At 71.7% G+C, this 21,015-nt stretch carries 18 protein-coding genes; 3 read left to right on the top strand and 15 right to left on the bottom strand.

Going from position 1 to position 21,015, the window contains the following annotated elements:
• Positions 1-82 precede the first annotated feature (82 nt).
• The 11 genes from ACFVDM_RS13040 to ACFVDM_RS12990 all read right to left on the bottom strand — a co-directional run bounded on the left by ACFVDM_RS13040 (position 83) and on the right by ACFVDM_RS12990 (position 14,726).
• Entirely contained in the window at positions 83-2,209 is a 2,127-nt protein-coding gene (locus ACFVDM_RS13040) for a glycoside hydrolase family 6 protein (RefSeq protein WP_383637327.1), read from the bottom strand.
• 273 nt (positions 2,210-2,482) lie between these two features.
• Positions 2,483-4,027: a cellulose binding domain-containing protein gene (locus ACFVDM_RS13035; protein WP_383637324.1), complete on the bottom strand. Its 1,545-nt coding sequence runs from the start codon at positions 4,025-4,027 to the stop codon at positions 2,483-2,485.
• A complete protein-coding gene (locus tag ACFVDM_RS13030; RefSeq protein WP_383638016.1) occupies positions 4,024-6,774 on the bottom strand; it encodes a glycoside hydrolase family 48 protein in 2,751 nt (916 codons plus the stop codon). Before ACFVDM_RS13030 ends, ACFVDM_RS13035 begins: the two co-directional genes overlap by 4 nt.
• 187 nt (positions 6,775-6,961) lie before the next feature.
• On the bottom strand, positions 6,962-8,512 hold the full coding sequence (locus ACFVDM_RS13025; protein WP_383637321.1) for an endo-1,4-beta-xylanase: 1,551 nt from the start codon (positions 8,510-8,512) through the stop codon (positions 6,962-6,964).
• Positions 8,513-9,197: 685 nt separating this feature from the next.
• Entirely contained in the window at positions 9,198-9,593 is a 396-nt protein-coding gene (locus tag ACFVDM_RS13020; RefSeq protein WP_383637318.1) for a cupredoxin domain-containing protein, read from the bottom strand.
• 3 nt (positions 9,594-9,596) lie between these two features.
• Complete coding sequence (locus ACFVDM_RS13015; RefSeq protein ID WP_383637315.1) at positions 9,597-10,112, bottom strand: hypothetical protein; 516 nt, start codon at positions 10,110-10,112, stop codon at positions 9,597-9,599.
• A 153-nt stretch (positions 10,113-10,265) separates the two neighbouring features.
• Positions 10,266-10,424, bottom strand: a complete 159-nt coding sequence (locus tag ACFVDM_RS13010) for a hypothetical protein (RefSeq protein WP_383637312.1) — start codon at positions 10,422-10,424, stop codon at positions 10,266-10,268.
• A gap of 65 nt (positions 10,425-10,489) precedes the next feature.
• The gene (locus ACFVDM_RS13005) at positions 10,490-11,443 is read right to left on the bottom strand and encodes a cytochrome c oxidase assembly protein (RefSeq protein WP_383637309.1); all 954 of its coding nucleotides are present in this window, start codon (positions 11,441-11,443) and stop codon (positions 10,490-10,492) included.
• 118 nt (positions 11,444-11,561) lie between these two features.
• Complete coding sequence (locus ACFVDM_RS13000; protein WP_383637306.1) at positions 11,562-12,587, bottom strand: 6-phosphofructokinase; 1,026 nt, start codon at positions 12,585-12,587, stop codon at positions 11,562-11,564.
• 143 nt (positions 12,588-12,730) lie between these two features.
• Entirely contained in the window at positions 12,731-13,459 is a 729-nt protein-coding gene (locus ACFVDM_RS12995; protein WP_383637303.1) for a type 1 glutamine amidotransferase, read from the bottom strand.
• A gap of 28 nt (positions 13,460-13,487) precedes the next feature.
• Positions 13,488-14,726: a MurT ligase domain-containing protein gene (locus ACFVDM_RS12990; protein ID WP_383637300.1), complete on the bottom strand. Its 1,239-nt coding sequence runs from the start codon at positions 14,724-14,726 to the stop codon at positions 13,488-13,490.
• A gap of 340 nt (positions 14,727-15,066) precedes the next feature.
• Between ACFVDM_RS12990 and def the strand changes: the two genes are divergently transcribed.
• Positions 15,067-15,621 carry a peptide deformylase gene (gene def, locus ACFVDM_RS12985; protein ID WP_383637297.1) on the top strand — a complete coding sequence of 185 codons (555 nt, stop codon included), beginning with the start codon at positions 15,067-15,069 and terminating at the stop codon, positions 15,619-15,621.
• Between the two features lie 17 nt (positions 15,622-15,638).
• Here def and ACFVDM_RS12980 read toward each other — a convergent pair whose 3' ends face one another.
• Entirely contained in the window at positions 15,639-16,289 is a 651-nt protein-coding gene (locus ACFVDM_RS12980) for a TetR family transcriptional regulator (RefSeq protein WP_383637294.1), read from the bottom strand.
• Between the two features lie 171 nt (positions 16,290-16,460).
• On the opposite strand from ACFVDM_RS12980, the gene ACFVDM_RS12975 reads away from it, so the two are divergent.
• Positions 16,461-17,687, top strand: coding sequence for an acyl-CoA dehydrogenase family protein (locus ACFVDM_RS12975; RefSeq protein ID WP_383637291.1), 1,227 nt, complete (start codon positions 16,461-16,463; stop codon positions 17,685-17,687).
• Between the two features lie 58 nt (positions 17,688-17,745).
• On the opposite strand, the gene ACFVDM_RS12970 is transcribed toward ACFVDM_RS12975, so the two are convergent.
• Complete coding sequence (locus tag ACFVDM_RS12970) at positions 17,746-18,234, bottom strand: glutathione peroxidase (RefSeq protein ID WP_383637288.1); 489 nt, start codon at positions 18,232-18,234, stop codon at positions 17,746-17,748.
• Positions 18,235-18,298: 64 nt separating this feature from the next.
• On the bottom strand, positions 18,299-18,838 hold the full coding sequence (locus ACFVDM_RS12965) for a GNAT family N-acetyltransferase (protein WP_383637285.1): 540 nt from the start codon (positions 18,836-18,838) through the stop codon (positions 18,299-18,301).
• Positions 18,839-19,082: 244 nt separating this feature from the next.
• Between ACFVDM_RS12965 and ACFVDM_RS12960 the strand changes: the two genes are divergently transcribed.
• Positions 19,083-19,520 carry a hypothetical protein gene (locus ACFVDM_RS12960; protein WP_383637282.1) on the top strand — a complete coding sequence of 146 codons (438 nt, stop codon included), beginning with the start codon at positions 19,083-19,085 and terminating at the stop codon, positions 19,518-19,520.
• A gap of 21 nt (positions 19,521-19,541) precedes the next feature.
• Here the strand turns inward: ACFVDM_RS12960 and ACFVDM_RS12955 are convergent, their stop codons facing one another.
• A complete protein-coding gene (locus ACFVDM_RS12955) occupies positions 19,542-20,975 on the bottom strand; it encodes a DUF2252 domain-containing protein (protein ID WP_383637279.1) in 1,434 nt (477 codons plus the stop codon).
• Positions 20,976-21,015: the final 40 nt, after the last annotated feature.

Here is a 21,015-nt window from a genome sequence, read left to right as displayed (position 1 = left end):
GGCAGGGGGCGGTCCCGTTCGACGGTTCCGGGGCCGGCCCCCCTCACCGCGTCAGGACGGTGACGGGGGCCGGACCGCGGGATCAGGGAGCGGTGCCCCAGGAGAGGGCGCCCGCGGTGTACAGACCGATCTTCGACGCGTCCGCGTAGCCGGTGTTGGTGGCCCGGCTGTAGTCGTCGGCCTCGTTGAAGTTCGACCAGTCGCTCTTGTTCATCCGCAGCTGGATCTCACCCGTCGAGGCACCGGCCGCCAGGGTGCCGCTGCCGAAGCCGACCTCCAGGTAGTGGCTGGCACCGGCCGCCGAGCCGTTGGACTTGACGCCGAGCGTCACGTTGCCGCAGCCGATCACCGCGTAGTCGCACGCGGTGCCGAAGGTGGAGGCACCGGCCTCGGGGGTGAACCAGTAGCGCACCTTCACCGTGGACAGGTCCACCGGGGACGACCCGGTGTTGACCAGCTGGAGACCCATGCGGATCTGGTTGTCGGTCGCCGAGGAGTCGGTGTTCTTGTACTGGACCTTCAGCGCGCCCGTGCCGGTGCCGCCGCCCGCGGAGGTGGTGACGGACAGCGCGGCGGAGGCCGCCGAGACGTTCCCGGCCGCGTCCTTCGCCTTGACCGTGTAGCTGTACGCGGTCGAGGCGCTCAGGCCCGAGTCGGTGTACGAGGTCGTGGCCGAGGAGCCGACCTTGACGCCGTCGCGGTACACGTCGTACCCGGTCACCCCGGTGTCGTCGGTCGACGCCGTCCAGGAGAGCGAGACGCTGCCGCTGGTCTTGGCGGTCGCGGTCACCCCGGTCGGCGCGGTCGGCGCCTGGGTGTCGTCGTCACCGCCGCCCGGGTTGCCGCTGCCGTCGATCGGCGGGTAGGCGTTCTTCACGAGCTCCTGGAACTGCGCGGAGAACCAGTGGCCCGCGACCGGGGCGTTCGGCAGTGCACCGGACATGCTGTTGCCGTTGCGGCCGTTACCGGTGTACGTGGGGTCGCACATCCGGTCGAAGCCCTTGCCCTCGTCGTTGTCCTCGGGCTCGCTGTTGCCGTCCGACTCCCCCGGGGGCTTCGCCCACACGTAGGCGTCGATCCCGGGCTCGGGGGCGGAGGTGGGCCGCTCACCGATGCCGGCGCCGGTCTGGTTGCACCAGTTGCCGGCGTGGATGCGACGGTCGACGCGACCGCCGTTGACGTAGTCGTCCACGCTCGTCAGCGGGCCGGCGGAGGTGGGCCGGTCGGCCCCGCCCCAGCCGTTGCGGGCGGTGTCGATCAGCATCCCGATGTTCGAGTTGAAGCCCTGGCCCACCAGCTGGGTGCGCAGCGCCTGGGCGAACGTCAGCTCGTCGACGTAGTAGTTCCAGTCGACCCACTTGGACTGGCGCACCGTGGTGCCGTTCACCGAGTCGGTGATCTTGATGTTCGGCTCCTTGAGAGCCGAGTAGTTGGCCGTGTTCACGATGAACCCGGAGACGTCGTTCACCGTGGCGCCCTCGGAGGTGGCGGCCTTCTTGAACTCCAGGCCGGCCGGGGCCATGTTGCTGTCCCAGCCCAGCCAGCCGTGGTGGGCGGCGTCGATGTAGTTGTAGACGTTGGGAATGGCACCCAGGGTGTGGAGGGCGTAGCCCACGCCCTTCTCGTAGTTGCCGTTCGCCTTCATCGTGGCGCAGTCCTCGGTCGAACCGGCCGTGCCGCCCGCGTTGGTGACGAGGTTCGGCAGCGAGTCGGGCTCGATGATGGTGACGATGCGCAGGTCGGCGTAGGCCGGGTCGGCGAGGATCTCGGAGATCGGGTCGATGTATTCGTTCTTGTACCGGTCGAGCTCCGTGGGGCCGAGCTCGCCGTGGGACGCCAGCGCGGCACAGTCGCGTCCCGGCAGGTCGTAGATGACGACCTGGAACAGGTTCGCGCCCTGCGCGAGGGCGGTGTCCAGGTGATCGCGCAGGCTCCTCTTCCCCTCCGTGCCCTCGATGGCCGCGATGCGGTCCATCCAGACGAAGGCGGGAGTGTTCGCGATGGCCGCGCCGCCCGGCTCGGCCGCCGCGAGAGCGGACCAGTCCGGGTTCACGTATGCCTTGGCGCCCACGTAGGGGTTGTCGACCCGTGCGGCCGCCGAAGCGCTGGTGGCGGGCAGGGCCACGGCCATCGCCGCGCCCAGGGCCAGGGCGGAGACTGCGGCGAGCCTCCGTCGCAGGCCGTGCGTGATCGTGCCTCTGGTACTCATTGCGGGTCCGTGCTCCTCTCGTACGCCTGCGGAAGATCCCCGCAGACGGGTCGTGGGGGTGATACCAGGGGGCGGGGGCCCCCTCGGGGCGTCCCGTAGGCCGGGGCCGTGGTCGCGGCCCGGCCGGAGGGGCGCCCCCCGGGTCGCCGTCAGCGGGGACGGCGGTCCGTGGTGCGGCCGTGAGGACGGCGGTGGTTCCCCGATGGCGGGCGCAGCGGGGTGAGTGAAAGGCCCGCCACCGGGAGTTCATCGGTGCTGCCGTGTGGCAGCCGGTCAGGGAGCGGTGCCGGAGGCCAGGGTGCCGTTGACGTACACCCCGGTCCTCGCGGCGTCCGCGAAGGCCGTGTTGGTGCCCCGGCTGTAGTCGTCGGTCTCGTCGAAGGCCGACCAGTCCGCCTTGTTGAACCGGAGCTGCAGCTCGCCGGTGGAGGCCCCCGGGGCCAGCGTGCCCCCGGTGAATCCGACCTCCAGGTAGTGGTCGGCGCCCGGTGCGGCGGAACCGGCCCGCACCACCCGGTGCGTGACGGTGCCGCAGCCGACGACCGCGTAGTCGCACGCGGTGCCGTACGAGTCCGGGCCGGACTCGCCCGAGAACCAGTAGCGCAGGGTGACCGTGCTCAGGTCGACGGGCGTCGTTCCGGTGTTCACCAGCTGGAGTCCCGGCCTGATCTGGTTGTCGCCCGGGGAGGCGTCATTGTTCTTGTACTGCGCCTTGAGCGTCCCGGCCGGTCCGCCGCCGCCGGCCGAGGTGGTCGCGGTGACCGCCGCCGAGTCCGCCGAGGCGTTCCCGGCCGCGTCCCGCGCCCTGACCGTGTAGCGGTAGGCGGTCGAGGCGTTCAGCCCCGAGTCGGTGTACGAGGTCGTGGCCGAGGATCCGGCCCTGACGCCGTCGCGGTACACGTCGTACGCGGTGACCGCCGTGTCGTCCGTCGACGCCGTCCAGGACAGCGAGACGGAGCTGCCGGTCGTGCTGGACACGGCCAGTCCCGCCGGCACCGACGGCGCGGTGGTGTCCCCGCCGCCTCCGCCGGACTCCGTGCTCGCCTCGAAGGCGAACCGGTTCATCCCGAGGCCCTGACCGCCCTGCCAGATCTCGAACCCGGCCTCGGCGTCGATCAGATAGTGCGCCGGATCGATCTGACCCCGGCCGACACCGTCGTCGATCAGACCCTTGACGTCGAAGTCGTTCAGTTCGGTGGCGCCGCCCTGGAGGACGTACGAGATGACCTTCCAGCCGGAGGCGCCCGGACCGGTCCACACGTCCCAGTTGCGGCCGTCGAGCTGGACCGTCGCGGTGCGCGAACCGATCGGCTGCACCCCGCCCCGGTGGTTCATCCAGATCATCACCTCGGTGCCGTCCGGCTGGTCGTCGGTGACCGGCGCCGAGTTGAACCAGATGTCCATCGAGACGTTGTACGCGCCGGACGCCACCTGGGTCGTCGACCAGTCGGTCCGCACGCTGCCCAGCTGGTCGACACGGAGCGGCAGTCCGCTGTCCGTCGTGCACAGCCCCCAGTGACAGCCCTTGTAGCTGGACGGGTACGTGGCGGGCGCGCCGTTCGTCGGCAGCGAGAACGACGATTCGGTGACGGACCAGGCGCCGGTCTGCGGGTCGACGCTCACGCACTGCCGGGCGTCGGAGTTCCACTCGTTCTGCTGGTAGAGGTACTCCCCGCCCCGCAGTTCGGTGGTGCCCCAGGGGGTGCAGTCGGTGACCGGCGCCGCGGAGGCGGCCGGGGCCCCGGTGAGCATCGACGCGGCGGCCAGGACCAGGGCGGCGGCCGCCCCGGCCAGGGCCGGCAGTCTTCGGCCGGTCACGGTTCGACGCCCCAGGCCAGGGATCCCGCGACATAGGCGCCGACCTTGGAGGCGTCCGCGTAGGCCGTGTTGGTGGCCCGGCTGTAGTCGTCGGCCTCGTTGAAGTTCGACCAGTCGCTCTTGTTGAGCCGCAGCTGGATCTCACCCGTGGAGGCTCCGGCGGCCAGCGAGCCGGCCCCTCCGGTGAAGCCGACCTCCAGATAGCGGTCCGCGCCCGCCTTTCCGCCCGACGCCGCGACCACCGTGTGGGTGATGGTGGACGAACCGAGCACCGCGTAGTCGCAGTAGGTCCCGAAGGTGCTCGGGCCGCCGTCCGAGCTGAACCAGTAGCGCAGCTTGACCGTCGACAGGTCGATCGGGGCGCTGCCCGTGTTCAGGAGCTGGAGGCCGAGCCGGATCTGGTTGTCCGTCGCGGAGGAGTCCGTGTTCTTGTACTGGACCTTCACCGCGCCGGTGCCGGTCGAACCCCCGGACTTCGTGGTGGCCGTGACCGCGTCCGACAGCGCGGAGGTGTTGCCGCCCGCGTCCCGCGCCGCGACCGCGTAGCTGTACTCGGTCGACGCGGCGAGCCCGGAGTCGGTGAACGTGCGTCCGGTGGCGTTCCCGGCCAGCACCCCGTTGCGGTAGACGTCGTAGCCGGTGACCGCGACGTTGTCCGTCGACGCCGACCAGGACAGCGACACGCTGTCGCTCGTCGTCCCGGTCACCGACAGCCCGGCCGGGGCCGTCGGCGGCTCGGTGTCCCCGCCCGGCTCCCCGCCGCCGTCGACCAGCAGCTCCGCGTAGATCGCGAAGGCCAGCGCGAGCGCCGCCTGCGCCCAGAACCGGTGGTACGTGAACGTGGGGGCGGCCCCGCCGTCCAGATAGGCCTGCACCTTCGGCCAGTCCGGGTCGTCCTTGTACCAGCTGCGGATGCCGATGAAGGTCGCGCCGGGCGCGATCGGGTCGCCGTTGGGCATCTTCCCGGACCAGCCGGCCGGGATGTAGACCTCGTCCTCGAACCGGTTGTAGTCCTTGCGGGTCTCCGGCACCGAGATGCCCTTGTCGGTGGCGTTGAGCGCCATCGCGTCCAGCAGCGCCTTGGCCAGCGCGGCGGCGTCCGCGTCACCCGACTTCGCGGCGTAGTACGTCAGCGTCTTGACGTACGCCGCGCCCACACCGACGTCGTTGGCGTAGTCCACGACCGAGACGTGCAGTCCGGCGTTCTTCCCGGGGCTGGCCGCGTTCCAGGTGTCGGGCTGACCGGTCCAGTTGAGGGTCGACGGGAAGCGGAAGCTGCCGTCGGAGCCCACCGTCGTCTCGGACGAGGCCCAGGCGACCCACTTGGACAGGATGGCCTCGGCACTGGCGTTGCCGGTCTCGTGGTAGTAGGCCGCGAGCCGCTCCATGCCCCAGGCCTGGAAGCCGAACCAGTTGTTGCTCGGCGGGTCGTGGTAGACCGGCTGCCAGTCGTACGCCATCCCGTAGAAGGTGGGGGTGCCGGCCGGGGGCTCGGAGTAGCTGCCCTCCCAGCTGTTGGTGCAGCCGCCCGCGAAGGCGCCCTCGCTCGACTGGAGCCAGGTCAGGAACTCCAGCTGCCGGGTCAGGCTCTTGGACCAGTCGCCCCGGGCCGTGGCGGACTTGGGGGTCAGTGAGGGCACGTTGGCCAGCGCCCACGCGGCCAGCGGGTTCTGGTAGCCCTGGTGCGAGGCGCCGTCACCGATGCGCCAGGCCCAGCCGCCGCCGCTCCCGCCCGCGGCACCGCCCCAGGCGTAGTACCAGGACAGCAGGTAGTGCTGGGAGTCGCGGCCCGAGGCCGCCGGGCAGGACGCCGGGTCGGTGCAGTCGCCGATCCGCTTGAAGTACTTGTCGAACATCGCGTAACGCAGGTAGTCGCCCATCTTGGCGGCCTTCGCCACCGAGGCCGCGACATCGCCCGCCTTGCCCTGGGCCGTGGCCCAGCGGTACGCCCAGTAGGCAGCCTGCACCGCGCGGGCGTCGGCGTCCGGCGCGTTGGTGTACTTCCACTGCTTGGCGTAGCTCTTGTCCCCGACGAACAGGTCCAGATAGCCGTTGGTGCCGCCGTACTTGAAGAGGTCGGTGGTGGGCTGCGGGACCGTCTCCCACACCGATTCCTGCGAACCGCGCTGGTAGGTGTTGATGTACGAGGCGCCCGCTCCCGGTCCGGCCTCGTCCCCGGTGCCCGGCTTGTTGCCGTACCCGTAGACGTTGTCCAGGTCCATCAGCCAGTGCATGCCGTAGACGTCCATCGTCCCGTAGGACGCGGCGAGTTCGGTGGCGAGCGGGTCGGAGCCGACCGCGACCGTGCCGTCCAGTGCGGAGGGGTAGCCGCTGGGCAGCGGGTGCTCCGGCGCGTAGGTGGCCGGCGAGGAGGGGTTGTAGGAGTCGGCGGACGCCTGGTCCACGTGCTGGGGGATGATCGTCTTCTCGGCGACCGCCCAGGCCGCGTTGAACGGCGCCCAGTCGCCGGTCACCCTGCCGTACGCCGCCTCCAGCCACATCCAGAAGCTGACCGCCTCCGAGGTGGTCTGGTGGCCGTGGTCGGGCGCCTCCACCATCAGGGTCTCGACCGAGTGGTAGGGGAGTCCGTCCGGGCTGAAGTAGCCGTTGGCGGGTGCCTTGATCTTGGCGTACTGGGTGAGGAACGCCTGGGTGTACGGGTCGTCCGCGGCGGCCGCGCGGGCGCCGGTGCCGGCCGCGGCCCTGGACGCCGGTTCGGCGACGGCGGTGCCCTGGACCATGCCCATGGCGAGGAGACTGCCGCCCAGTGCACTGCTGAACGTTCTACGTGATATCGACACAAATCCTCCAGTGGCGGGTGTCGGTGGGGGAGGGAGGGTGTGGGAAAGGGGGACGGGGGCTGCGCGCGACGCGCGGCGGAACGAGCGGGGAAGTCGTGCGGAGGGAAGCGGTGCGGGCCGGAGCGGCCGGCGGTCAGGGCTCGACGCCCCAGACCAGCTCGCCGCCGACGTAGACGGCGATCCTGTCGGCGTCCGAGTAGGTGGTGCCGGTGGAGTGGCTGTAGTCGTCGCTCTCGTCGAAGTTCGACCAGTCCGTCTTGTTGAGGCGCAGCTGGATCTCACCGGTCGAGGCACCGGGCGCGAGCGATCCGCTGCCGAAGCCCACCTCCAGGTAGTGGTCCGCGCCGGCCGCCGGGGTGCCCGCGGCGGCGACCCGGTGGGTCACGGTGCCGCAGCCGAGGGGCGACCAGTCGCACCAGGTGCGGTACGTGGCGGCGCCGCTCTCGGAGCTGAACCAGTACCGGACGGTTACATCGGAGAGGGCGACCGCGGTGCCGCCGGTGTTCACGAGTTGGAGACCGGGCTTGATCTGGTTGTCCGTCGCCGAGGAGTCGCTGCTGCGGTACAGCGCCTTCAGCGTGCCGGGCTCACCGGGCTCACCGGGGTCCCCGCCGCCGTCCTCCGCGCCGAGCGCGGCGCGCACCGAGGCGAGCGCGGGCTTCGGCTGGAGGTTCTCGTCGTACAGATTGGCCGCGCCCTCACCGGGGAACGTGTCCGGGACCCAGGAGTACTTGTCGGTGTAGTCCCAGACGGTGATGCCGACACAGCGCCGGACGGCCAGACAGGCGTCGACGACCTGGGCGTAGTACGAGGACTGCGAGGCGACCTTCGTGGCATCGGCCGGCAACTGCATCCGGACGTCGAGCTCGGTCACGGCCACATCGAGACCCAGGGCGGCGAACCGCTCCATATTGGCCTGCATCCGGTACGGGAAGCCGTACTGCACGGCCAGGTGCGCCTGCATCCCGATCCCGTCGAGCGGCACGCCGTCGGCCAGCAGCTCCTTGGCCAGGGCGTACATGGCGTCGCTCTTCGCGCCGAGCCCCTCGACGTTGTAGTCGTTGAGGTACAGCTTGGCGTCCGGGTCCGCCGCGTGCGCGGCCCGCAGGGCGGTGGCGATGTAGTCCTTGCCCATGGCCGTGTAGAACGGGCTCGTGCGGTACGTGCCGTCCTCGTTGAACATCTCGTTCACCACGTCCCAGGCCGCGACCGCGCCCCGGTAGTGCGTGGCCTCGGCGGTGATGTGGTCCGTCATCGCGGTCTCCACCTGGTCCGACGGCAGCGCGCCGACCCAGCCGGGCAGCTGGCTGTGCCAGACGAGGGTGTGCCCGCGCACGATCTGGCCGTGCTGCTGCGCGAAGTCGGTGATCACATCGCCCTTGGCGAAGTTGAACTGGCCCCGGGCCGGTTCGGTGGTGTCCCACTTCATGGAGTTGCCGGGGGTGATCTGGCCGAACTCGGATCCCAGGGTGGCCGCGTAGGCGGCGTCCGGCAGCTCCGGATTGTCGGTGGCGGAGCCGAAGTACTTGCCCTGGGCGGCGGCGAGTTCATGCAATGTGCTCTGCTGCGCGGCGGTCGCGGGCCCGCCCGCCAGGGTGGTGGCGAGGGCGAGGGCGAGGGCCCCGGCCAGGAGGGCCGGGAGCCCCACGGCGCGGCTGCGTCTGCGGCGGTTCACCAAGCTCATGACAAACGCCTTCCTCGGCCGGGCAGCACGGAGCATCACGGGGAGCGCGGCAGCGCCCCGTAACGCCCCTTTCGCCGCCCGGTGTTGGGGGAGAAGGGAGGGGAGTGAAGTGTGCAAGTCTTGATTGTGGGAGCGCTCCCAAGGTGGCGTGGTGATGGGCACCTGTCAAGACTTAAATCACAACTGCCTTACAGGCGCGTTAACTCGGCCACACCTCGAACGGTCCGGCGTCCGGGGGGCGTCACGCGGACGTGATCCGTCGGAGGAGCCGGCTCCCGGAACCGGCCGCGCGGCGCTCCGGGGCGAGAGGTGCGGGTCGTCGTCCGGCGGGTGTGCCGACCCCCGTGCGCAGTCCGTCCGGGACCCCCTCGGCCGCATCGACGCGGGAGCGTGGCCGCCTACCCTCCGTGACGCCCCGCCCGTGATGCGACGGCCGGGCGCGCGTCGCCCTCCGTCTGATCGGCGTGCGCTCCGCGCCGCGAAATCCGCTGGGTGCGCAGCGGGGGCGCGCTGCGGTCGCCGCGCGGCAGAGGCGCCCCGATGCGTGCCACGTGGTGTACACCTGTCGACGGAGAGTGACCCTCGCGCGAGGCCCCGTCTTCGGACCCGGAGCCCGGACCGGCGGCGGCGACAGCGCTTGCCCCGGTGCGGCGGGCCGGTACGGGAAAGCGCTCCCCGGACGGTCTCAGCGGACCGTGAGGGTGCCGCGCATCGTCGGATGGATGGTGCAGATGTACGGATACGCGCCCGGCCGCGACGGTGCGGTGAAGGTGACCTTTTGTCCCGGCTTCACCTCGCCCGTGTCGAAGGAGGTTCCGTCCGTCGCCGTCACCGTGTGGACGGTCGCGTCCTTGTTGATCACGGTCACCCGCGAGCCCGGGGCGACGCTCGACGCGGCCGGACGGAACGCGAAATCCTCGATCGTGATCATGGCACCGCCGTCCGCCGAAGGCGTGGCCGACGACGTGGCGGAGGGGGAGGCGCCGCCCCCGCCGCCGGAACAGCCCGCGAGGACGGTCGCACAGCCCACCACGACGGCCACGGCGAGACGGACCCGCAGGGGGAACGGGGACCACCGCACCGGTCAGTACCCCCCGCCCGGCACCGAGGAGGAGGCGGACGGGGCGGGCGTCGTGACCCGGTTCCCCGAGGCGTCGAGCACGTACCAGGCGGCGCCGAACGCCGTCGAGCCCTGTCCGTTGGTCTCGCCGGCGCCGGTGTCGCCCCCGAAGCGGTACAGCGGATGGCGGTGGAAGGTGATCTGTGTGCTGCCGTCCGCGCGCTTCGTGGTGCCCAGCAGGGCGGCGTCGACGCCCGCGCCCGCCGTGGGCTTCCCGGAGACGGTCAGCGGCGGCCACGCCTTCGCGCAGTCGCCGGTGCACGTCGAGCGGGCGGAGGTGTCCGCCTCCCAGAGGTAGAGCGTCCGCCCCTGCCCGTCGACCAGGATGGTGCCGAGCGGACCGGAGGCCGTCGTGACCGTCGCCCCGGACGAGGGCGCCGGCGTGGGCGGACCGCCGCTGTCGGAGTTGCCGGAACATCCCGCGAGCGCGGCGGCCAGCAGCACCGCCGTCACTGCCGCGGCTCGTCGTCGGTCGGCCACCGTGGACTCCCAGGTCGGACCGGTCCGCCCCGGTGGCGGCGCTGTGGCCCGAACAGTAGCCGCGGGCGCGTCCGCGGCCGGGCAGGCGCCCGGCGTGTGTCCCCGGTCGTCACCGTCCTGGACGCGTCACGGGGGCCGCCCCGCCCGGTCGGCCTACGTCTCGCGGGTCGCGGCCATTCCCATGGTGATCAGCCCGAGCACCACCCAGCCGAACCACAGCCAGCCGTTGCTGCCCAGGGCGACCGTGTACGCGGTGACCGCCACCAGAGCACCCACCGTGAGCACTCCCATTGTCTTCGTGGATCCCGACATGCGCGCACCCTCCTCGGTCCTGCGCGGCCGTGGATGCCATCGTCACCCCGAAGGTGCCCCGGCCGCTACTGTCCGCGGGTCTGCAAGGAGGCGAGATACGCGTTGTAGGCCTGGAGCTCCTGGTCGCCGTCCCGGTCCGCGGCACGGTCCGAGCGCTTCGCCGTCCGCTGTTCCGAGCGGTACCACTGGAACACCAGGGCCACCAGGACCAGCACCGAAGGGATCTCGCTGAACGCCCAGGCGATGCCGCCCGCCGCGTTCTGGTCGGACAGGACGTCGATGCCCAGCGAGGCCGGGGGATTCTCGTACGCCTCCACCATGGGCTCGCTCGCCATCATCAGCGCGATCCCGAAGAAGGCGTGGAACGGCATGCCCGCGAACAGCTCCAGCATCCGCATCAGATAACCCGGCCGGTGCGGCCCCGGGTCGATGCCCATGATCGGCCAGAAGAAGACCAGCCCCACCGCCAGGAAGTGCACCATCATCGCGATGTGCCCGGCCGTCGACCCCATCAGGTAGTCGAAGAGCGGAGTGAAGTACAGCGCGTACAGGCTGGCGATGAAGAGCGGGATGGTGAACACCGGATGCGTGATCACCTTCATGTACCGGCTGTGCAGCAGCTTGAGGAGCAGCTCGCGCGGACCCGTGCCCCCGCGGCGCCCCGCGACCGGCAGCGCGCGCAGCGCGAGCGTCACGGGCGCGCCCAGCAGCAGCAGGATCGGCGACAGCATGCTGATCACCATGTGCTGGACCATGTGCACGCTGAACATGACCATGCCGTAGTCGTTCAGCCCGGTGCAGGTCACCAGCGCGACGGTCAGCACCCCGACGACGAAGAACACGGTCCGGTTGACCGGCCACGCGTCCCCGCGCCTGCGCAGCCGCACCACCGCGTAGCCGTACAGGGCCACCGCGAGGACGCAGCCGATCAGGAAGAACGGGTCCGCGGAGAACTGGAGTCCGCGTCCCAGCGTGAACGGCGGCAGATCCATGTTCATGCCGTGCCCGCTGTGATCCATCTGTTCACTCCCGATGGGGGCGTCCGGACGTCCCCGTTTCGTGCCGGTTGTCCCGACCAGAGTAGAACCGCCCCCGGCCGCGTTCGCGGCCGGGGGCGGTCTCGGGGCGTGGCGTCGCTCAGAGCACGCACTCGGCCTCGGAGTAGCGAGCGGCGGGGACCGTCTTCAGGGTCTCCACGGCCGTGGCGAGCGGCACCATCGTGATGTCCGTGCCGCGCAGCGCCGTCATCATGCCGAACTCGCCGCGGTGCGCCGCCTCGACCGCGTGCCAGCCGAAGCGGGTCGCGAGGACCCGGTCGTACGCGGTGGGGGTGCCGCCGCGCTGCACATGGCCGAGGATCACCGGACGCGCCTCCTTGCCGAGACGCTGCTCCAGCTCGACGGAGAGCTGGGTCGCCACCCCGGCGAACCGCTCGTGCCCGTAGACGTCCGTCACACCGGACTGGAACTCCATGGAGCCCTCGCGGGGCTTGGCGCCCTCCGCGACCACGACGATCGCGAACTTCTTGCCGGCCGAGAAGCGCCGGCCGACCAGCTCGGTCAGCTCGTCGATGTCGAAGGGGCGCTCGGGGACGACGATGGCGTGCGCGCCGGCCGCCATGCCCGAGTGCAGTGCTATCCAGCCGGTGTGGCGGCCCATGACCTCGACGATCATGACGCGCTGGTGCGACTCGGCGGTGGTCTTCAGCCGGTCCAGCGCCTCGGTGGCCACGCCCACCGCCGTGTCGAAACCGAAGGTCACGTCCGTGGACGCGATGTCGTTGTCGATCGTCTTCGGCACGCCCACGATCGGCAGGCCCGCCTCCGACAGCAGGTTGGCCGCCTTCAGCGTGCCCTCGCCGCCGATCGGGATGATCGCGTCGAGCCCCAGGTCGGCGACATGGCCCCGGGCCGTCTCGACACCGCCGCGCAGATGCGCGGGCTGGACCCGGGAGGAGCCGAGGATCGTGCCACCGCGGGCCAGGATGCCGCCGACCGCGTCCAGGTCGAGCTTGCGGTAGTCGCATTCGAGGAGGCCCCGCCACCCGTCGTGGAAGCCGATGACCTCGTCGCCGTGGTCGACCACAGCGCGGTGGACGACGGAACGGATGACGGCATTGAGGCCGGGGCAGTCGCCGCCGGAGGTGAGCACACCAATTCGCATTGCCCGGGAAACCTTTGCAACGTGGGCCGACGACCGGACCACGTCGTCCGGTTGGATCCCCGCCACCCTACCGGCGCAGGGTGGCGGGACCGAACCGGGCGTCCGCCTGCTGGACTCCGCTCAGCTGAGCGAAAAGTGCCTCATCAGGCGGGCTGTGTGGCGGCGGCGATCCGCTCGGCGCGCAGCGCCTCGTACCACCGGTCGTCGGTGGGCGGGAGCGCGTTCACATCGAGGGCCAGCTTCAGCAGCAGATCCGCGATGAGCGGGTTGCGCGCCATCACCGGACCGTGCATGTACGTGCCGAAGACGGTGTCGTTGTACGCGCCCTCGGTGCCGTCGCCCGTGCCGTTGCCCCGGCCGAACCGGACCTGCGCGAACGGCCGTGCCGTCGGCCCGAGATGGGTGACGCCCTGGTGGTTCTCGAACCCGGTCAGCGGCGGCAGCCCGAGGTGCGGGTCGATGTCCGCGAGGACGTCGCCGACGCACCGCGCGCCCTCGCCCCGGGTGGAGACGACGTCGAGGAGACCCAGTCCCTGCTCGCGCTCACCGAGGTCGTTGATGAACTCGTGGCCCAGGATCTGGTACCCGGCGCAGACCGAGAAGATGATCGCGCCGTTGGCCGCGGCCCGGCTGAGACCGCCGTCGCGGCGCAGCCGCTCCGCCGCCAGCCGCTGCGGACGGTCCTCGCCGCCGCCGATCAGATAGATGTCGCCGGACGTGGGGACCGGCTGGTCGCTGCGCACGTCGACGCGCGACACGTCGAGACCGCGCTGACGGGCGCGGCGCTCCACCACGAGGGCGTTGCCCTGGTCGCCGTAGGTGCTCAGCAGGTCCGGGTAGACCCACACCAGGCGCAGACCGTTGTTGCTCATGCTTCGTCCTCTCCGCGCGGGGCCGGGGTCAGTTGCCGACACGACGGCGCAGATCCTGGAAGGCGGTGTAGTTGGCGATGACCTCGATGCGTCCCGGCGGTGCCTGCTGGACCGCCTCGTCGAGGTTCTCGCAGACCCGGAAGTTCAGGTTCGCGACCTCCAGCCGGACCGCCAGGTCCAGCTTGCGGTCGCCCAGCACGAAGATCGGATGGCCCGCGAGCTGGGTGTAGTCCACGTCCCACAGCCACGAGGTGTCCGTGCCGTCGGCGCCGCGCGCGTTGACGGAGAGGATCACCGGGGTGGGCGGCGGATCGATCAGGGAGAAGGTCTCCAGCCAGCCGGCCGGGTTCTTCGCCAGCAGCAGCCGCAGGTCGCGGCCGAGGAAGTTCACCACGTCGTAGCGGCCGGCGACGGCCTGCACCTGGTACATCCGCTCCAGGGCGACCTGCGGCGGCACACCGAAGACGGCGGCCACGGCGGCGGAACTGGTGGCGTTCGCCTTGTTCGCCCGGCCGGGCAGCTGCAGGTGGATGGGCCACGCCGAACCGTGCGGGTCCAGGACGTGGTCGCCGTGCAGCACCCAGCTCGGCGGCGGCCTGCGGAATCCGCACTCGCCGCAGAACCAGTCGTCGCCGGGGCGCTGCATCACACCGCCGCACGAGGGGCACGACCAGGCGTCGTCCTTCCACGCCTGGCCGGCCGCGACCCACACCACGTTGGGCGAGGAGGACGCCGCCCAGACGATCAGCGGGTCGTCCGCGTTGGCGACGATCACCGCCTTCGAACCGGACAGCCCCTCCCGCCACTTCTCGGCCAGCATCCGGGTCTCAGCGGCCCGGTCCAGCTGGTCGCGGGAGAGATTGAGCAGCGCGATCACCTTGGGGGTCGTGTCCCGGGCCACACCGGCCAGGTACTTCTCGTCGACCTCGATCACGCCGTACTGCGCGTCCGAACCACCGGCCAGCGCCGAGGTGATGCCCGCCGGCATGTTGGCGCCCAGCGCGTTGGACACCACCGGGCCCGCGGCCCTGAGCGCCTCGGCGATCAGCCGGGTGGTCGTCGTCTTGCCGTTCGTCGCCGACACGAGGACCACATCCAGGTGCTGCGCCAGCCGCCCGAGCAGGTCGGGGTCGAGCTTGAGCGCCACCCGGCCGCCGATCACCGATCCGCTGCCCCGCCCGGCCGCCCGCGACACCGCCGCAGCGGCCTTGCCCGCCGTCACGGCCAGCTTGGCCCGCGGCGACAACGGCTCCGTGTTGCCTGCCATCGTCCTAGATCCTCCTTGCATCGGTCCGCGTCCAGCCTATCGATGTCCAGTGCGAGCGCGGCACGGCGGCACCGCACCGAATTCCGTGCTTCCGCGCGCCGCCCGGCCCGCGCCCCGCTCCGAACTCCCTCATCCGGTAAAGACCCAGGTCAGAGCAGGGTAAGTGACGACAGGCGCCATCCGGCCGCATTTGCGCCCGGGAACCCGTGCGGCCGCCACCGGACCGAGCGCTCCGGCGCGCGCCCGGCCCGGGGCCCGGGGCGGCGTGCGGTGGCCGCCCCCTGGCAGGGGAAACCGGGCCTTCGGACCCCCGCGGGCCGCCCCGGCCGCGGAACGTACGATGACGGTCATGCGCAAGCGCCCCATCCCCGGCAGCTCCGGTGCCGTCCGGGCCATGAGCCTGTTCGGCGACCCGGTGCTCCACGCCGTCTGCGAGCCGGTGACGGACTTCGGCCCCGAACTCGCCCGGCTGGTCGAGGACATGTTCGCGACCATGTACGCGGCACGGGGTGTGGGCCTCGCCGCCAACCAGGTCGGAGCGGGGCTCCGGGTCTTCGTCTTCGACTGCCCCGACGACGAGGACGTGCGCCATCTGGGACACGTAGTCAATCCGGTGCTGGTCGAGGCGGACGGTGTGACCGTGCGGGGGGCGGAGGGCTGTCTGTCGCTTCCGGGCATCGAGGCGGGCACCCCGCGCTTCGACCACGCGGTCGTGGAGGGGGTGGACGTGCGGGGGGAGCCGGTGCGGATCGCCGGAACCGGGTTCTTCGCCCGCTGCCTCCAGCACGAGTGCGACCATCTCGACGGCACCGTCTACACCGACCGGCTCACCGGCCTCCGCCGGGCGTGGGCCCTGCGTGCGGCGCGCCGGGCACCGTGGGGCCGCGCCCGCTGAGCGGGCACGGTGCGGGTTCAGAACCCGGGGCCGCCGGGGCGGTCGCCCGCCGCGGCCAGCCTGCCCCAGAGCAGATCGGCCAGACTGCGGACCAACTGCTCGCGCGAGCAGGGGCGTTCGCCGAGCCACCAGTCGCCCGCCGCGTGCATCATGCCGACGATGCCGTGGCCCCAGATCCGGGCCATCGCCTGGCTGTCCGGGCCGAGGTCCACACGCTCCGCGATGACCAGGGCCAGTTCCTCGCCCAGCCGCCGCAGCAGCGGCGCCGAATGCCGCCCCACGTCGAAGCCCTGCTCCGAGGCGGGTGCCGCGTCGTCGGAGGGGTGCATCAGGAACCGGTAGACCTGCGGTCTCGCCTCGATGGCCGCGAGGTAGGTGTCCAGCGTGGACTCGACCCGCTCGCGGCGGGAGGCCGGGGCGTCGAGCGCCGCGCGCAGCGCGATGAGCAGTCCGTCGGTGTGCCGCTTGGCCAGGGCGCGGTAGAGGCCGCCCTTGTCGCCGAAGTGCCGGTAGAGGATGGGCTTGGTGATGCCCGCCTCGGCGGCGATGGCGTTCATCGAGGCGCCGGGGCCGTCCCTGAGCACCACGCGGTCGGCGGCTTCGAGCAGTTCGCGGCGGCGGCGCTCGGCCGCGGTCCGCTGTCGCTCGGCCTGTCGTGTGGTCTCCATGTCGTCTCTCCCACCCCTGACCGTGCTGTTCGTCGTGCCTGCGCAACGTAACACCCTGCCCAGCGGTGCACGGATCGCGGGCCGGGCGGTTGACAGAGGCTACTTGCCGGTAACAGACTGTTGTTACCGCAAGTAACGAATGGTTTTTCACGGCAGTACGTGGAGGGGAACATGGCCGAGTTCACGCTCGAACTCAACGACGACCAGAAGGAGGTCCGCGACTGGCTGCACGGCTTCGCCGCGGATGTGATCCGTCCGGCGGCCTCGGAGTGGGACGAGCGTGAGGAAACGCCCTGGCCGGTCATCCAGGAGGCGGCCAAGGTCGGCATCTACTCCCTCGACTTCTACGCCCAGCAGTTCTTCGACCCGACGGGTCTCGGCATCCCCATGGCCATGGAGGAACTGTTCTGGGGCGACGCCGGAATCGCCCTCTCCATCGTCGGTACGGGCCTGGCGGCCGTCGGCGTCCTCGCCAACGGCACCGAGGAGCAGATCGGCACCTGGATCCCGCAGATGTACGGCGACGCCGACGACGTGAAGGTCGCCGCCTTCTGCTCCTCCGAGCCCGACGCCGGCTCGGACGTCGCCTCGATGCGCACCCGCGCGGTCTACGACCAGGCCAAGGACGAGTGGGTCCTCAACGGCACCAAGACCTGGGCGACCAACGGCGGCATCGCCAACGTCCATGTGGTGGTCGCGGTCGTCGACCCCGAGCTGGGGTCCAAGGGGCACGCCTCGTTCATCGTGCCGCCGGACACCCCCGGCCTCTCCCAGGGCCAGAAGTTCAAGAAGCACGGCATCCGCGCCTCGCACACCGCCGAGGTCGTCCTGGAGGACGTGCGCGTGCCGGGCCACTGCCTGCTCGGCGGCAAGGAGAAGCTGGACCAGCGCCTCGCCCGCGCCCGCGAGCGCGCCGCCACCGGCGGCGAGCGCGTGAAGAACGCCGCCATGGCCACCTTCGAGGCCTCCCGCCCGGCCGTCGGCGCCATGGCCGTGGGCACCGCCCGTGCCGCGTACGAGGTCGCGCTGGACTACGCGAAGACGCGGACCCAGTTCGGCCGCCCGATCATCGACAACCAGGGCGTCGCGTTCCAGCTTGCCGACATGCGCACGCAGATCGACGCGGCCCGGCTGCTGGTCTGGCGCGCCTCCTGGATGGCGACCACCGGCAAGCCGTTCGAGTCCGCCGAGGGCTCCATGTCGAAGCTCTTCGCCAGCGAGACCGCCAAGAAGGTCACCGCCCAGGCCGTCCAGATCCTCGGCGGCAACGGCTTCACCCGTGAGTACCCGGTGGAGCGGATGCACCGGGACGCCGCGATCTACACGATCTTCGAGGGCACCAGCGAGATCCAGCGCCTGGTGATCGCCCGCACCCTGTCGGGGATGCCGATCCGCTGATCGGCGCCGAGAGCACGGCACGGCCCCCGTCCGCCGCGGACGGGGGCCGTCGCCGTCCTCAGGCGGGCAGCAGGGCCTCGATGGCCGCGACCAGCTCCGGGTCCTCGGGCTCCGTGCGCGGACGGAGCCGGGCGACCGCCTCGCCCTCGGGGGAGATCAGGAACTTCTCGAAGTTCCACTGGACGTCACCGGCCTGTCCGTCCGCATCCTCCAGACGGGTGAGCTCCGTGTACAGCGGGTGACGCCCCGCGCCGTTGACCTCGGTCTTCGCCAGCAGGGGGAAGGTCACCCCGTACGTGGTCGAGCAGAATGTCCGGATCTCCTCCGAACTTCCCGGCTCCTGGCCCGCGAACTGGTTGCACGGCACGCCGAGCACCGTGAAGCCCCGGTCCGCGTACGCCTTCTGAAGCCGTTCGAGACCGGCGTACTGCGGGGTCAGCCCGCACTTGGAGGCGACGTTCACCAGCAGGACGGCCCGGCCGCGGTAGGCGCCCAGCGTCGTCGGCTCGCCCGTGAGGGTGTGGAGCGGGATGTCGTGCAGCGTCATGGATCTCTCCTCGTCGGTGTCTTCCCCGCCATTGTCGCGCCCGGCCGGGAAGCCTCGGAGCCGGCTACCGGGCCGCCGTGCCGTTTCGGCCGATCTCCTTGAAATAGAGCGTCGTCGGTTTCGGAACGCCCGAGGTGTCGGCCGCGTAACCGGGGACGGAACCGCACTCCGTCCACCCTGCCGCGCGGTACAGCCGTTCGGCGGGGGAGCCGCTCTCGGTGTCCAGCACCAGCAGCGTCCTGCCGTCGTCGGCCGCCGCCCGCTCCACCGTGTCCAGCAGCGCCCGGCCCAGCCCCCGCCCGCGCGCCGACGGGCGCACCATCAGCTTGCCGATCTCCGCCCGGTGGCGGCCGTTGGGCATCCGCGCCGGCGCCAGGCTCACCGTGCCCGCGACCCGCTCGCCGTCCCGGGCGATCCAGACCCGCTGCTCCCCGGACTCCACCGCACCCGCGCGCTCCCGCCACCAGTGGGCGGCCGCCTCCCGCTCCAGCGGAGCCAGGAAGCCCACGGAGGAACCTCCGTCGACCGTCTCCACCAGGAGGGCAGCGAGCTCATCGGCGTACGTGACCAGTTCCGGTCCGGAGACCGGGACGATCTCGGTCATGGGCGGGCGTCCTTTCACCTGCGACGTTCATCGGGGCGCGGACGGTCACCGGCGCGAGGGATCGGCCCCGCCCGTCGGACCCGGCCGCGTCCGCACATCCGGGACCCTATCCCCGTGCGGACGGGCACGTGAGGCACCCCCCGCCCGCACTGCCGGGTCCGGTCCGCCGTGCCACGCTGGAAACGGAGACACCCGGCGGGTCCTCCCGGTCCGCCGTACGCCTCCGCGACCCGAGGAGGCCGACATGGCCGGCAGCAGCACCGCACCACGTGCGTCGTACGACCCCGAACCCGACGGCTCCCACCCGTTCCGCACCGGCTGGACCGTCCTCGCCGCCGTCCTGATGATCTTCGGCGGCGCGATGGCGCTCCTCCAGGGGATCTCCGCCATCGCCAAGGACGACGTTTTCGTCGCCACCCGCAACTACGTCTTCCAGTTCAACCTGACCGGCTGGGGCTGGATCCACCTCGTGCTCGGCATCGTCATCGTGCTCGCCGGCTGCGCCCTGTTCACCGGGGCGGTCTGGGCACGGGTCACGGGCATCGTCCTCGCCGGACTCGGCGCACTGGCCAACTTCCTGTGGCTGCCCTACTACCCCCTGTGGTCCCTCGTGCTCATCGCCCTGGACGTCTTCATCATCTGGGCGCTCTGCGCCGACCCGTGGAAGAAGCGGACCGTCTGAACCGCCCCGGGCGCGCCCGGCTCACACCGGCGCGCCCGCCGGATCCGCCGAGGGCAGCCGCCCCGACCGCACCGCGTCCACCAGCGCCCGGTGGTCCCGCTCGGTGCGGTCGGCGTACAACTCCGCGAACCGCTGGAGCGCCCGGTCGAAGACCTCCCCCCGGCCGAGGTACGAGGCGATCGCGATCCGGTCGCCCGAGCGGGCGTGCGCCCGCGCGAGGGTCGCCCCGCAGACCTCCCCGAAGACCGCCAGCCCCTTGGGCACCATGAGTTCGGGCTGGGCGATGCCCTTCCAGTCCCGCAGCTGGCGGATGTAGAAGTCCCGGCGCCGGCCGTCGAAACCGTCCACCCGCTCCCACCCCAGGAAGATGTCGCTCGCCGCCTGCATCAGCCGCTGCCCCGCGACGACCCGGCGGCCCTGGTTCCGGTAGCGGCTCGCGCCCGTGTACGGGGCCAGCACCGAGGCATCGGCCTCCTTGGCCTGGAGGAACAGCGGATCGCCGTTGTCCCGGCCCAGCATCAGGATGATCCAGCACCGCGTCCCGACGCTGCCCACCCCGACCACCTTGCGGGCCACGTCGACGAGCCGGAAGCCGGACAGCAGGGTGCGGCGGTCGGAGGCCAGGCTCTGCGCGTAGCCGTCGAGCATCCGCCGGAACCGCTCCTCGAACGCCGCGCGCTCCAGCTCCGGCATCAGATCGGCCGCCGGGACGAGCAGCGGCGGGTCCGCGGCGATCCGCCGCCGCCCGTCGACCACCTCGGTGAGCTTGTCGAACGCCTGCAGACTGTCCCGCCCACGGGCCTTGGCCATGGCCCGGGACAGCTCCCTGCGGCCCCGCTTGCGCAACTGCTCGGCCGCCACCGAACGCAGCCGCTCCGCGTCGGTGTGCGCGTACCAGACGTCGAGATTCCGCATCCCCGCGAACCGGATCATGGACTCCCGGTACGAGCGCACCGTCGCCCGGACGATCGCGGCGCGCTCCCGGTCGTCGAAGCCGTTCGCCCGGCCCGCGATGGCGAGGCTGGCCGCGAGCCGTTTGACGTCCCACTCCCACGGACCGGGCAGGGTCTCGTCGAAGTCGTTGATGTCGAAGAGCAGCCGGCGCTCCGGCGAGGCCAGCAGCCGGAAGTTCAGCAGATGCGCGTCGCCGCACAGCTGGGCGGTGATCCCGGAGACCGGGGTACCGGCCAGATCCGCCGCCATGACCGCCGCCGCGCCCCGGTAGAAGCGGAACGGCGACTCGGTCATGCGGCCGTAGCGGATCGGCACGAGTTCGGGCACCCGCGTCTCGGACTGGGCCCGCAGGATCTCCAGTGGATCGGGCCGGTCCGCGGCCGGGACGAACTCGGCGTGGCTCGACCGGGGCACCGCCCGGCGGGCGGCCTTGCCGCGGGCCGCCCGCTCGTCCGGCGTCGGATGGGCGCCGTAGGGCACGGGAGTCATCGCGTTCGGCATCAAACCCTCCTGGACCGCCGAGCGGGCGCACGGGGGACGG

This window comes from Streptomyces sp. NPDC057682 (assembly GCF_042799575.1).
Lineage (GTDB): Bacteria > Actinomycetota > Actinomycetes > Streptomycetales > Streptomycetaceae > Streptomyces.
This window is presented reverse-complemented; position numbering and strand designations above follow the sequence as displayed.

Excerpts from the sequence above, each read along its gene's own strand:
- ACFVDM_RS13040 (WP_383637327.1), bottom strand. The coding sequence starts at position 2,209 with ATGAGTACCAGAGGCACGATCACGCACGGCCTGCGACGGAGGCTCGCC.
- ACFVDM_RS13030 (WP_383638016.1), bottom strand. The coding sequence starts at position 6,774 with ATGGGCATGGTCCAGGGCACCGCCGTCGCCGAACCGGCGTCCAGGGCC.
- ACFVDM_RS13025 (WP_383637321.1), bottom strand. The coding sequence starts at position 8,512 with ATGAGCTTGGTGAACCGCCGCAGACGCAGCCGCGCCGTGGGGCTCCCG.
- ACFVDM_RS13010 (WP_383637312.1), bottom strand. The coding sequence starts at position 10,424 with ATGTCGGGATCCACGAAGACAATGGGAGTGCTCACGGTGGGTGCTCTG.
- ACFVDM_RS13005 (WP_383637309.1), bottom strand. The coding sequence starts at position 11,443 with ATGGATCACAGCGGGCACGGCATGAACATGGATCTGCCGCCGTTCACG.
- ACFVDM_RS13000 (WP_383637306.1), bottom strand. The coding sequence starts at position 12,587 with ATGCGAATTGGTGTGCTCACCTCCGGCGGCGACTGCCCCGGCCTCAAT.
- ACFVDM_RS12995 (WP_383637303.1), bottom strand. The coding sequence starts at position 13,459 with ATGAGCAACAACGGTCTGCGCCTGGTGTGGGTCTACCCGGACCTGCTG.
- ACFVDM_RS12990 (WP_383637300.1), bottom strand. The coding sequence starts at position 14,726 with ATGGCAGGCAACACGGAGCCGTTGTCGCCGCGGGCCAAGCTGGCCGTG.
- def (WP_383637297.1), top strand. The coding sequence starts at position 15,067 with ATGACGGTCATGCGCAAGCGCCCCATCCCCGGCAGCTCCGGTGCCGTC.
- ACFVDM_RS12980 (WP_383637294.1), bottom strand. The coding sequence starts at position 16,289 with ATGGAGACCACACGACAGGCCGAGCGACAGCGGACCGCGGCCGAGCGC.
- ACFVDM_RS12975 (WP_383637291.1), top strand. The coding sequence starts at position 16,461 with ATGGCCGAGTTCACGCTCGAACTCAACGACGACCAGAAGGAGGTCCGC.
- ACFVDM_RS12970 (WP_383637288.1), bottom strand. The coding sequence starts at position 18,234 with ATGACGCTGCACGACATCCCGCTCCACACCCTCACGGGCGAGCCGACG.
- ACFVDM_RS12965 (WP_383637285.1), bottom strand. The coding sequence starts at position 18,838 with ATGACCGAGATCGTCCCGGTCTCCGGACCGGAACTGGTCACGTACGCC.
- ACFVDM_RS12960 (WP_383637282.1), top strand. The coding sequence starts at position 19,083 with ATGGCCGGCAGCAGCACCGCACCACGTGCGTCGTACGACCCCGAACCC.
- ACFVDM_RS12955 (WP_383637279.1), bottom strand. The coding sequence starts at position 20,975 with ATGCCGAACGCGATGACTCCCGTGCCCTACGGCGCCCATCCGACGCCG.